Here is a 12,892-nt window from a genome sequence, read left to right as displayed (position 1 = left end):
ATTTTAATGGCAAAATTTGATGATAAAAAACAGCTAAAATGCTCTTTCTGCGGAAAAACTCAGGATCAGGTAAGAAGATTAATAGCAGGTCCAGATGTTTGTATATGTGATGAATGTGTTGAACTTTGTGAAGATATAATCAGAGAAGAATTTGAAGAAGCTAACGAAGAAGCAACAACATCAATCGATTCATTACCAAAACCAAAGGAAATGATGGAAATATTAAATGATTATGTAATAGGACAGGAAAAAGCTAAAAAAGCTTTATCTGTTGCAGTTTACAATCATTATAAAAGAATATACAGCAATTCTGAAAATGATGTAGATATACAGAAAAGTAATATACTACTTTTAGGACCAACAGGTTCTGGTAAAACTCTACTTGCTCAGACACTTGCTAAAACATTAAACGTTCCATTTGCTATGGCAGATGCAACAGCTCTTACTGAAGCTGGTTACGTTGGGGAAGACGTTGAAAACATACTTCTTAAACTTATCCAGGCTGCAGATAATGATGTAGAAAAAGCTGAAAAAGGTATAATCTACATAGACGAAATAGATAAAATAGCTAAAAAATCAGAAAATGTATCTATAACAAGAGATGTCAGCGGAGAAGGTGTTCAGCAGGCACTTCTAAAAATATTAGAAGGAACTGTAGCTAATGTTCCACCACAGGGCGGAAGAAAACATCCAAACCGGGAATTTATAAAAATAGATACAACTAATATACTATTCATATTAGGTGGAGCATTTGACGGATTAGAACAGATAATCCAGAGAAGATCTAGTGAAAAAACTCTAGGATTCGGAGCTAAAATAGAAAGCAAGAAAAACCTAGATTTAGGAAAAATATACGAAAATGTACTACCAGAGGATTTACTAAAATACGGTATAATACCAGAATTTATAGGTAGAATCCCAGTAATAGCTACATTAAATATGCTAGATGAAGATGCATTAGTTACAATACTAAAAGAACCTAAAAATGCATTAGTAAAACAGTACAAGAAATTATTCGACATAGAAGATGTTGAGCTAGAATTTGAAGACGATGCACTAAGAGAAATAGCTAAGAAAGCTATAGAAAGAAACACTGGTGCCAGAGGTCTAAGAAGTATAGTTGAAAACATAATGATGGACACTATGTATGAAGTTCCATCTGAAGAAAATGTCGAAAAAGTAGTAGTAACTAAAGAATCTGTACTAAACGATGATGTACAGCCAACTATAGTTTACAAAGAAAATTAATATAGAACGTAAAGAAGGGATGTCATATTTTTACGGCATCTCTTTTTTTATTGCTAACTTTTAAATTTTTATTTGTATTTTTCTGAGTTTATTTACAAGAAATTCGCACGATGCTGTCCTTATTCTCCAGGCTTCGAACTTTGCCACCTTTTTAGCTGTTAGCTTTGTCAAGCTAACAAAAGGATGCAAAGTTCTGCAGATTGTTGAATATAGGACTAGCATCGCACAAATTCCAAAAGTAAGTTAACATTTCAGAAAAATACAAATAAAAATTTTAAAAAGTTAGCAAACATAAAAAAGAGAGATGCCATTAAAAAATATGACATTTCTTACATTTGCGTCAGCATATAAAATTTTCTGAACCAAAGTTGAGTACAGAGTTATATTTTTAAAAGATAAAAATAATGGCAGTTTATAAAATGGATATAAGAAGTATCAAAGGTTAATCTATTGGTGGTATTTTTTAAAATATAGATAGTGATGAATATAGAATTTTTTCTAAAAGAGTGATAAATGTAAAATAAAAGAGTGTTCAAGAGAAATGAAAACGACTATCTGCAGAGCTTTTTTTCCTATGAGCATTATGCTTGTAAAGCTAATGCTTATATAGGAAAAAGCTCGAAGCCAGGAGTCGAATTCTCTTGAACACTCTTTTTTGAGTTTACTTACTTTTAGAAAAATTCGATATTCATCTATAGTTTAATTATATACACTTGGAGACGCCTACCTATTTGATTTTCAAATAGGCGTCGGAACCGTGGAGCGGAGTTCAGTTATAAACTTGCTCTTTTTCCAATTTTATAAGAATGCCATCAATATACCAATTGCTCCAAATATGAATACTATGGCTATTGATCCAACTTTTTCTTTTTTTAATAAATATAACGCAACTAAAAATGCGATTATATCATATGCCCCCCAAGTAATTTCTTTACCAGAAGATACAGCAGCTGCAAGTATAAAACCTAGAGTTATAGGTCTTAATACTGTAAGCAAGTTTTCTACCTTTTTATTATCCTTAAATTTATCCAATAAATGAGAGATAATTGTAAGTCCAACAAGTGAGAATATTACAACGCCAACAGATGCAGCAAGTGATCCCCAGAAACCTGCAGTTTTAAAACCAACAAATGTAGCACTGTTTATCGCTATTGGCCCAGGAGTTGACTGAGAAATTGCAAGTAAGTCTAAAAATTCCTGGTTAGTTATGAAGTGGTATTTATTGATAAATTCCTGCTGTATAAATGGAAGCATCGCATAGCCACCACCAAAACTGAATGCCCCAATTTTTAAGAATATTAGGAAAAGAAGTATTATTTTAGACATAAGCTATATACACCTCCTAATAGTATTAAATATATTGGACTTATATTTAAGAATGCTACAGCCACAAAAGAAACTACTAAAAAGATTATATTTCTTTTAGTCTTAGGCAGTTTTTCTAGCATTTTTATGAATGAGTATAATATAAGTGCGATAACAACTGGGTTGACTCCTCTAAAGAAACCATCGAGTATTTTAGAAGAAGAATTAGCAAAATATAAATACGCTAAAGCTATAACTATACAGAATGATGGCATAGTTGCACCTAATAGGCAGACTAATACACCTTTTATGCCGTTTATTCTATAACCTAAAAGTATAGAAATATTTGCCGCTAAAACACCGGGATAGCTTTGAGCTATAGAAAGATAGTCCAAAAATTCTTCCTCGCTGACTAATTTTTGTTTCTTTACAAGCTCGTCTTGGATTAGAGGAACCATAGCGTAACCTCCGCCGAAAGTAAATGCACCAATTTTAAAAAATGTTAAAAAAAGTTTGAGCATTTTAATCCTCCTTGTAAAAATAGATTTAATTTTTTTTAAATTTCAAATCAATTTCTATTATAACATATAATATATAAGTTAATATTATTTTTAAAATTACAAAAGTTATCTAAATAAAATGATTTTAATCTGTTTGTTGTAATTTATTATAATAAATAGGGTATAATAATAAATAGAGGCGTGATAATAAAAATAATAATTGCAAATAAACCGAGATAACGATATAATAATCTATTAAATGATAAAATTTAAAACATTTTCGGTTGAAAATTAATATCTGTAAAGATATAATAGAAAAAGCAGTAAAATTCTTAAAAAAGGAGATGAGGGCTGAATATGAGTAATAAAAAAACTAAAATAGAACGTGAATTACCAGTAATACCTCTTAGAGGGTTAACAATTTTTCCATATATGGTATTAAATTTTGATATAGGTAGGGAAATATCTCTAAATGCATTAGAAGAAGCTATGATGAATGATGAGGTTATATTCCTTACTACACAGAAGGATCCAGAAATAGACGATCCAGATGAAGATGACTTCTACAAAGTAGGTACTATAGCAAATGTAAAACAGATGATAAAATTACCTGGAGATGCTGTTAGAGTACTTGTAGAAGGCGTTAATAGAGCTACAATAAAAAGTGTAGATAAAGAAGAAGGATACTTTAAAGCTGTAGTAGAAGAAGAAATTGAATTAGAAGAAGAAGATTCTGAAGCTACTGAAAATGAAGAAGAAGCAAAAGAAATACAGGCACTAGTTAGAAGTTTAATGGCTGCTTTTGAAGACTATATAAATATAGGAAACAAAATGTCTCCTGAGATATTAATAAGTCTTTCAGAAATAGACGATTACGGTAGACTAGTGGATACAATAGCTGCTAATATATATCTAAAAAATGATAAAAAGCAGGAAATAATAGAAGAATTCGATGTTAAGAAAAGACTAGAATTAATGTACTCTATTATATTAGAAGAAGTAGAAATAATGAAGATAGAGAAAAAAATAGCTTTAAGAGTTAAAAAACAGATGAGCAAAATCCAGAAAGAATACTACTTAAGAGAACAGTTAAGAGCTATTCAGAAAGAGCTTGGAGAAGATGAGGATACATCATCTGATGCTGAAAAATATAGAAAAAAATTAAAAACTCTAAAAGCACCAAAGGAAACAAAAGAAAAAATATCTAAAGAAATAGAAAAATTTGCTAGAATGAGTCCATCTTCACCTGATTCAGCAGTTAGTAGAAACTATTTAGATATGATATTCTCACTTCCTTGGAATAAGGAAACAAAAGAAAAATTAGATGTTAAAAAAGCAGAAGAGATATTAAATGAAGAACACTACGGATTAGATAAGGTTAAAGAAAGAATACTTGAGTATTTATCAGTAAGAAAATTATCTAAATCTCCAAAAGGGCCGATAATTTGTCTTGTTGGACCTCCAGGTGTTGGTAAAACGTCTATAGTTAAGTCTGTAGCTAAAGCACTAGGAAGAAAATACACTAGACTTTCTCTTGGTGGGGTTAGAGATGAAGCTGAAATAAGAGGACACAGAAGAACTTATGTAGGTGCAATTCCAGGTAGAATAATAAATGGAATGAAAGAAGCTGGCAGCAAGAATCCAGTATTCTTATTAGATGAAATAGATAAAATGGCATCTGATTATAAAGGGGATCCAGGTTCAGCAATGCTAGAAGTTCTAGATCCAGAGCAGAATAAAGGATTTGTAGACCATTATATGGAAATACCTTTTGATTTATCAAAAGTATTATTCATAACAACTGCAAATACTTTAGATACAGTGCCTAGACCATTATTAGACAGAATGGAAGTTATAAGAATTTCTGGATATATAGAAGAAGAAAAATTAAATATAGCTCAGAAATACCTTCTTCCAAAACAGATAAAAGAAAATGCGCTTGCTGAAGGATTTGTTACAATGGACGAAGATGTTATGAGAAAATTAATAAACTCATACACTAGAGAAGCAGGTGTTAGAACATTAGAAAGAACAATAGGAAAAGTTTGTAGAAAAGTAGCTAAGAAATACGTTGAAGATCCAAGCTTAGAAGGATACGATGTTAAGATGGAAGACCTTCAGGAATTCTTAGGTAAAGAAATATTCAGATATGATTTAGCTAAAGATGAGCCAAGAGTAGGTCTTGTAACTGGTCTTGCTTGGACAGAAGTAGGTGGAGTTACTCTAGAGGTAGAGGTAAACGTGCTTAAAGGTAAGGGAGAAATAGTACTTACAGGTCAGCTAGGAGATGTTATGAAAGAGTCAGCTAGAGCTGGTATATCATACATAAGATCTAGAGCTGATGAACTAGGCATAGACCCAGAATTCTATAAAAATACAGACATACACATACATTTACCAGAAGGAGCTACACCAAAAGATGGTCCTTCAGCTGGTATAACTATGGCTCTTGCTGTAATATCAGCGCTTACAGGTAGAGGAGTACCAGGAGATATAGCTATGACTGGTGAAATAACTCTAAGAGGTAGAGTACTTCCTGTTGGTGGAGTTAAGGAAAAATTATTAGCAGCACATAGAGCAGGAGTGAAAAAAGCACTTCTTCCTGTAGAATGTGAGGTTGATTTAGATGAAATACCAGAAAATGTAAAAGCTGATATGGAATTCGTATTAGTTGAAACAATGGACGACGTTTTAAAAGAAGCGTTAATATAGAGAGGTGAGAGAATGAAAATAAGAAGCTCAGAGATAACAATGAGTGCTGTACATAGACACCAGTATCCTACAGATGGGATACCTGAGATAGCACTAGCTGGGAGATCTAATGTTGGTAAATCATCACTTACAAATGCTTTACTTAACAGAAGAAATTTCGCTAGAACAAGTTCTACACCAGGTAAGACAAGAACTATAAACTTCTACTTAATAAATAAGGAGTTCTTCTTTGTCGATTTACCAGGGTATGGATATGCAAAGGTTGCTAAGTCTGAAAAGGATAAGTGGGGACAGGTAATGGAGAGATATCTTCAGGAAAGAGACGAGCTTTGTGCTATATTCCTTCTTGTAGATATAAGACACGAACCTACTGCAGACGATAAGATGATGTACGATTGGATAAAATACTACGGATATGATTGTGTTGTTGTTGCGACAAAAGCGGATAAGATATCAAGAGGACAGTATTTAAAACATTTAAGCGTTATAAGAAAGAAACTTCAGTTAGAAAAGGATGAAAAGATAATACCTGTATCTTCATCTAAAAAAACTGGAATAGAAGAACTATGGAGTGAAATAGTTGAGCAGTATAGAAAACATGGATACGAAATAACTGAAGATTAGTATTTGTAGGGGCTTTTGAATTTTTTCAAGAGCCTCTCTTTTTATGCTTGCAATTATAAACAATACGCTCTCCAGGCTTCGTCGATTTCTTTCCTCTAGTTCGAGCTCCGCTCGAAGTTAAAGTCGAAATCTACTTCAGATTGTCGAGCGGTATTTGTTTATAATCACAAGCAAAAGAGAAAGCTCTAAGAAAAAATTTTCAAAAGCCCTAAATGCTAATCTTTTAGTTATTTTGTAACAGTTTTCTATACTGTTTTGATGTAATGATATGTGTTATAATGTAGGTAACAGAACCCACCACGCCTCTGATTTCAAGCGCAACCCGGTGGGATTTTTTTAGTATAGAGGACCGCAGTGTGTTAAAAACTGATGCAGTGTGGTTCTTTTTTTATGTGGTAAAGTAATTTATATTAGTATATAGTTTATTAAGCGATTTTTGATTTTATGTGTTGAGAGTTTAGTTTATAGACATGTAAAATTATTAATTGTTGTGTTTTTTAAATAATAAGGTTATTTAGATAGATTAGAAAATAAGACTTTTAGATAGATATATTAGTTTGAACTGGGGGTTTTAAGATGATAGATAAGAGTAGAATTAAGGCGGTTGCTTGGGCAGAGATAGATTTAGATGCTTTTAAGAGAAATTTAGAAAGTATTAGAAAAGTTTTAAATAACGGGGAAAAGATATGTGGAATCGTAAAGGCTGATGCTTATGGGCATGGTTCTGTTGAGATTGCAAAGACTTTAGAGGAAAATGATGTTGAGTATCTTGCTGTTTCTAGAGCTGAGGAGGCTATGGAGCTTAGAAGAAAGGGGTTAGATCTTCCAATTCTGATACTTGGATATACTCCAGAGCAGAGATACAGAGATATAATCAGAAATGATGTTATGTTTACTGTTTATTCTATGGAAGACGCTGTGAAGTTAAATAAAGCTGCAGAAGATTTAGAAATGGATGCGAAGGTTCATATAAAGATAGATACTGGTATGAACAGACTTGGATTTAAGGTTACTGAGGAGTCTGTTCAGCAGATTAAAGAAATAAGCGAAATGGATAGAATTAGTATTAAGGGGATATTTACTCATTTTGCTGCAGCTGATGAAGTTGACAAGAGCTTTACTGAAATGCAGGGCGAAAAATTCAAGTATATGTTAAATAGATTAAAAGAAGAAGGCGTTGAAGTGCCATTGGTGCACGCAGCAAATAGTGCAGCTATAGTTGATTGCGACGATTTGAAATTCGACATGGTAAGAGCGGGGATAATCATGTACGGATGCTATCCTTCAGATGATATTATGAAAGAAAGAGTGCCTGTTGAGCCTGTAATGACTATAAAAACTAGGGTTTCTCACATAAAAACAATAGAGCCTGGCGAAAAAATAAGCTATGGATGCACTTATGAAGCGAAAGAAAAAGAAAGAATTGCTACACTTGCAATAGGATATGCAGATGGATTTGTCAGAGGAAGAAAAAATCCAAAAGTATGTATAAACGGAAAAGATTATGAAGTAGTTGGAAGAATATGCATGGACCAGTGCATGATAAAAATAGGAATGGACGACGACATAAAAGTTGGAGATGAAGCTGTAGTATTTGGAAAAGGTGGTGTGAGCATAAGTGAATTTGCAGATGACTGCGGAACAATTGCCCACGAAATAATGTGCAACATCTCAAGAAGAATACCAAGAGTATTCATTGAACACGAAGACATAATAAAATACGACGACTATCTAAGATATTAGTATTTAAAAACTTAAAAAGACTGACAATAAAACATTATACAAAATATAAACTAGTGTACAAAAACACACAAATTTGCAGTCAACAATTTTGTTAAATAAGTTTTCAGATTAAAGAAGTAGCGATTTATAAAAAATCTATTTGAAAAACAAAAAATAGGGAGAATATATGTAGCCGAACTCGACAATGCAACTCGATTGCCTGGAGAGAAGGCTACATATATCTCCCTTTTGTTTTTTCAAAAGATTTTATAAATCGTCTTATTTAGATGAAAAAAATTTAACAAAATAATGTTGACAAAAATTATCTAGTTTGATAAGATTAAGACATAGTAGGTGATGGAAAATGTTATTTACAAGGGAAAGCGACTATGCAATTAGAATAGTCAGAGCTCTAAAAGACGAAGAAAAATTAACAATCAAAACAATATGCGAAAGGGAATTACTACCAGAGGCATTTGCTTACAAGATTATCAAAAAGCTTGCAAAGAGCGAGATAGTAGAGATAAAAAGGGGAGCAAATGGAGGATATAGTTTAAAAAAAGACCTAAACGAACTAACTCTGTACGATGTAATAATCGCAGTTGATCCAGACTTTGCTGTTATGGAGTGTATACACAGCTTCTGCAACAGAAATGGTTCAAATGGGATGTGCAAAGTACATAAAGAACTGATATTTATCCAAAATCAGGTAGAAATGCTGCTAAAGAGAAGAAGTCTTGAAGAAATATTAGAGGATAGAAACTTTGAATGTAAATCTAAAGACTTCGATAGTAGAAAAAGTATATTGTAAAAAAGAGTATTAAAAAGTTAAATTTTGCATTATAAAAAATAAAAAAAGCTTGTATAACTTCAAGCTAAAAAATTTTTAAAATTAAAGTGGACTAAAATAGTCCAAATAAAAATGGAGTAAAAATTAAAAATGCAGATTGACAAATAAAGCGTCAAACAAAATAACAAAATTCATCAAGTTTTTAATCGAGGCAATAATAAATTCAAAATCAAAAAAATAATTAAAAAAATTAATTTCCAATATCAGGAGGTAAAATTATGAATCATAAATGCTATGGCTGTAATACATGTAAAAGTGCAGACAAACCTTTAGAAGGTTACATCAGAAATCTTCCATTTGAAACATCTCATCATAGAGTAGACACTCAGAAAACTAAATGTGGATTTGGTTTACAGGGAGTTTGCTGTAGACTATGTTCAAATGGTCCTTGTAGAATAACTCCAGATTCTCCAAGAGGGATATGTGGAGCAAATGCAGATACAATAGTTACAAGAAACTTTTTAAGAGCAGTTGCATCAGGATCAGGATGCTACATACACGTTGTTGAAAATACAGCTAGAAACGTAAAAGACGTAGCTCAGAAAAAAGGTGAAATAAAAGGAATAAATGCGTTAAATAAATTAGCAGATATATTTGAAATACATGAAGAAGATATGCACAAAAGAGCAGAAATGGTTGCAGATGCTGTATTAGCTGATTTATATCTTCCTGAATTTGAAGAAATGAAATTAATCAAAAAAATGGCTTATGCTCCAAGATATGAAAACTGGAAAGAACTTGGAATACTACCTGGTGGAGCAAAATCAGAAGTATGTCATGGTGTTGTAAAATGTTCAACAAACTTAAACTCAGACCCAGTTGATATGCTAAAAGACTGTTTAAAACTAGGAATTTCAACAGGTATATACGGATTAACTCTTACAAACCTACTAAACGATATAGTTTTAGGAGAGCCAGAAATAAGACTTGCTCCTGTAGGAATGAGAGTTGTAAACCCTGATTATATAAACATAATGATAACTGGACATCAGCACTCAATGTTCACATACCTTCAGAAGAGATTAACTGAAGAAGATGTTGTTAAAAAAGCTGAAGCAGTTGGAGCAAAAGGGTTCAAATTAGTTGGATGTACTTGTGTTGGACAGGATTTACAGCTAAGAGGTGCTCACTACGAAGATATATTTGACGGACATGCAGGAAATAACTACACAAGTGAAGCAATACTTGCAACTGGTGCAATAGATGCAGTTATATCAGAATTCAACTGTACACTTCCAGGAATAGAGCCAATATGCGACGAATTAAAAATAAAACAGATATGTATAGATAGCGTTGCTAAAAAAGCAAATGCAGAATTAAAAGAATTCGACTTTGAAAACAGAGAAGCTGTTTCTGAAGAAATAATAGATAAAATAATAGAATCTTATACATCAAGAAGAGGAAAGGTGGAGCTTAACCTATTTGAAGATCATGGATTCGACAATGCACTAACTGGTGTAAGTGAAGGTTCATTAAAAGACTTCTTAGGTGGAAACTGGAAACCACTTATAGACTTATTAGTAGCTGGAGAAATAAAAGGTGTTGCAGGAGTAGTTGGATGTTCAAACTTAACTGCAGGAGGACACGATGTTTTAAGTGTTGATTTAGTTAAAGAATTAATATCAAGAGATATAATAGTTTTAACTGCTGGATGTTCTTCAGGAGGAATAGAAAACTGCGGATTTATGAATCCAGAAGCTGCTAAATACGCTGGACCAAAACTAAGAAAAGTTTGCGAATCTTTAGGAATACCACCAGTATTAAACTTCGGTCCATGTCTAGCAATAGGAAGACTAGAAATAGTAGCTACAGAATTAGCTGAAGCTATAGGAATAGATTTACCTCAGTTACCACTTGTATTATCTGCAGCTCAGTGGCTAGAAGAACAGGCACTTGCTGATGGATGCTTCGGACTTGCTTTAGGATTACCACTACACTTAGGATTACCTCCATTTGTAACAGGAAGTGATGTAGCGGTAAAAGTATTAACTGAAGATATGAAACAGTTAACAGGTGGACAGGTAATAATAAACCCAGATGCAAAAGAAACAGCTGATATTCTTGAAAAAATTATAGAAGAAAAACGTGCTGCACTTAATATCTAAGGAGGGCGCCTATATGAAAAGAATAATTGTAGACTACGAAAAATGTGATGGATGCAAAAACTGCTCAGTAGCATGTATGCAGGCTCACAGAAAAGATGAAGGCGATGTATATACACTAAACCTTCTTGACCCAGGAAATGAATCAAGAAACTTTATATATAAAGACGAAAAAGGAAATTATCGTCCAATATTCTGCAGACATTGTGATGAACCAGAATGCGTAATGTCTTGCATGAGTGGTGCTCTTAAAAAAGACCCAGAATCAGGACTTGTTACATACGACGAAAAAAGATGTGGTTCTTGCTTTATGTGTGTGATGAACTGTCCATTTGGTGTATTAAAACCAGATAGAATAACTAAGACAAAAGTTATAAAATGTGATTTCTGCTTAGAGCATGGTGGAGAGCCAAGTTGCGTAAAATCATGTCCTAAAAAAGCAATTCATGTAGAGGAGGTGTAAGCTGATGAAGTATGTAATTATCGGTGTAGGGGCTGCAGGTATTACAGCAGCTGAAGAATTAAGAAAATTAGACAAATGCTCTGAAATTACAATGGTTTCAGAAGATCAGTTTGTACACTCTCGTTGTATGCTACATAAATATATATCACATGAGAGAGATGAAAAGACTCTAAACTTCACAAGTGAAGACTTTTTCGAAGTAAACAATATAGATTGGAAAAAGGTTGGAGTTGATAAAATAGACACAGCTAATAAGGAAGTTGTCCTTTTAGATGGTGATGTTGTAAAATACGACAAGCTTCTAATAGCAACAGGTGCAAATAGCTTTATACCACCAGTTGGAGATTTTAGAAAGGCATCTAATGTGTTTGGGCTTAGACATTTAAGAGATGCCCAGGCTATAGATAAGATGGCTGAGGAATCAGAAAAAATACTTATCGTTGGATCTGGTCTTGTTGGACTTGATGCAGCTCATGGACTTCTTGAAAGAGGTAAGGATGTAACAATAGTCGAAATGGCTCCTAGCATACTTCCTGTTCAGTTAAATCCACATGCAGCTGAAGAATACCAGAGAAAATTTGAAGATGCAGGTGCGAAATTCTACCTTGGATGTAAAGCTGATAAGGCTGAGTGCTCTGAAGACGGAAAAATTCACGCAGTTACATTTGATACAGGAGAAACAGTTGCTTGTGATATGATAATCGTTGCAGCTGGGGTTAGACCAGCAGTAGGATTTTTAGAAGGAAGCAATGTAGAAGTAGACAGAGGGATTGTTGTAGACGACTTTATGAAAACTAGTGTGGACGATGTTTATGCAGCAGGAGATGTTGCAGGTCTTTCTGGAATATGGCCAAATGCTATGAAGCAGGGAAAAACTGCAGCTAGAAATATGTCAGGTATGGAAGAAAAATATGAAGATAGATTTGCTTTAAAGAATACTATGAATTTCTACGGACTAGTTACTCTTTGTCTTGGAAATATAAGAGAAGAGGAAGGGGACAAGGTTGTAGAGCAGGAAGATTCTAAGAACTACAAGAAGGCAGTTGTTAGAGATGGTAAGCTTAAGGGAATTCTTCTTCAGGGAGATATTTCTCATTCGGGAATTTGGCAGTATATAATTAAGAATGATATAGATGTAGATTTTAAAGAGAATATTTTTGATATAACATTTGCTGATTTCTATGGAACAGGAGAAAGAGGAAAGTATATCTGGAATTACTAAAAATATGAGGCTGTTGCAATTAATGCAACGGCCTTTTTAGTATGACGGGCATGCTATTAATCTGTGGTGAAAGTCCATAAAAGGCGTAGCTACCGACGAACTTGATAGCGACTTGCAAGGTTTGTGCTGCGAAGCATAGGCGAG

10 protein-coding genes are annotated in these 12,892 nt (G+C 33.2%); 8 read left to right on the top strand and 2 right to left on the bottom strand.

Annotation, left to right across the window (positions count from 1 at the left end; genetic code table 11):
- Positions 1-6: 6 nt before the first annotated feature.
- Positions 7-1,248, top strand: a complete 1,242-nt coding sequence (gene clpX, locus ACK2WN_RS08265; protein ID WP_300530715.1) for an ATP-dependent Clp protease ATP-binding subunit ClpX — start codon at positions 7-9, stop codon at positions 1,246-1,248.
- Between the two features lie 798 nt (positions 1,249-2,046).
- On the opposite strand, the gene ACK2WN_RS08260 is transcribed toward clpX, so the two are convergent.
- Entirely contained in the window at positions 2,047-2,574 is a 528-nt protein-coding gene (locus ACK2WN_RS08260) for a chromate transporter (RefSeq protein WP_118549536.1), read from the bottom strand.
- Positions 2,562-3,074 carry a chromate transporter gene (locus ACK2WN_RS08255; RefSeq protein WP_006439669.1) on the bottom strand — a complete coding sequence of 171 codons (513 nt, stop codon included), beginning with the start codon at positions 3,072-3,074 and terminating at the stop codon, positions 2,562-2,564. The genes ACK2WN_RS08260 and ACK2WN_RS08255 overlap by 13 nt, the downstream gene beginning before the upstream one ends.
- Positions 3,075-3,410: 336 nt before the next feature.
- Between ACK2WN_RS08255 and lon the strand changes: the two genes are divergently transcribed.
- From lon to ACK2WN_RS08220, 7 genes are all read left to right on the top strand, one after another.
- Positions 3,411-5,765 carry an endopeptidase La gene (gene lon / locus ACK2WN_RS08250; protein ID WP_329998655.1) on the top strand — a complete coding sequence of 785 codons (2,355 nt, stop codon included), beginning with the start codon at positions 3,411-3,413 and terminating at the stop codon, positions 5,763-5,765.
- A 12-nt stretch (positions 5,766-5,777) separates the two neighbouring features.
- On the top strand, positions 5,778-6,389 hold the full coding sequence (gene yihA, locus ACK2WN_RS08245) for a ribosome biogenesis GTP-binding protein YihA/YsxC (protein ID WP_416155310.1): 612 nt from the start codon (positions 5,778-5,780) through the stop codon (positions 6,387-6,389).
- Between the two features lie 576 nt (positions 6,390-6,965).
- Positions 6,966-8,132: an alanine racemase gene (alr, locus tag ACK2WN_RS08240; protein ID WP_416155309.1), complete on the top strand. Its 1,167-nt coding sequence runs from the start codon at positions 6,966-6,968 to the stop codon at positions 8,130-8,132.
- 343 nt (positions 8,133-8,475) lie between these two features.
- Positions 8,476-8,922, top strand: a complete 447-nt coding sequence (locus ACK2WN_RS08235; RefSeq protein WP_300531804.1) for an RrF2 family transcriptional regulator — start codon at positions 8,476-8,478, stop codon at positions 8,920-8,922.
- Between the two features lie 257 nt (positions 8,923-9,179).
- Positions 9,180-11,066, top strand: a complete 1,887-nt coding sequence (gene cooS / locus ACK2WN_RS08230; RefSeq protein WP_416155308.1) for an anaerobic carbon-monoxide dehydrogenase catalytic subunit — start codon at positions 9,180-9,182, stop codon at positions 11,064-11,066.
- Positions 11,067-11,079: 13 nt separating this feature from the next.
- On the top strand, positions 11,080-11,526 hold the full coding sequence (locus ACK2WN_RS08225) for a 4Fe-4S dicluster domain-containing protein (protein ID WP_300531798.1): 447 nt from the start codon (positions 11,080-11,082) through the stop codon (positions 11,524-11,526).
- A gap of 4 nt (positions 11,527-11,530) precedes the next feature.
- Entirely contained in the window at positions 11,531-12,748 is a 1,218-nt protein-coding gene (locus tag ACK2WN_RS08220) for an NAD(P)/FAD-dependent oxidoreductase (protein WP_300531796.1), read from the top strand.
- Positions 12,749-12,892 lie beyond the last annotated feature (144 nt).

This window comes from Peptacetobacter sp. AB800, assembly GCF_047807365.1.
Classification (GTDB): domain Bacteria; phylum Bacillota; class Clostridia; order Peptostreptococcales; family Peptostreptococcaceae; genus Peptacetobacter.
Note: the sequence above shows the minus strand (reverse complement) of the source record. Positions and strands in the feature narration are given on the sequence as shown.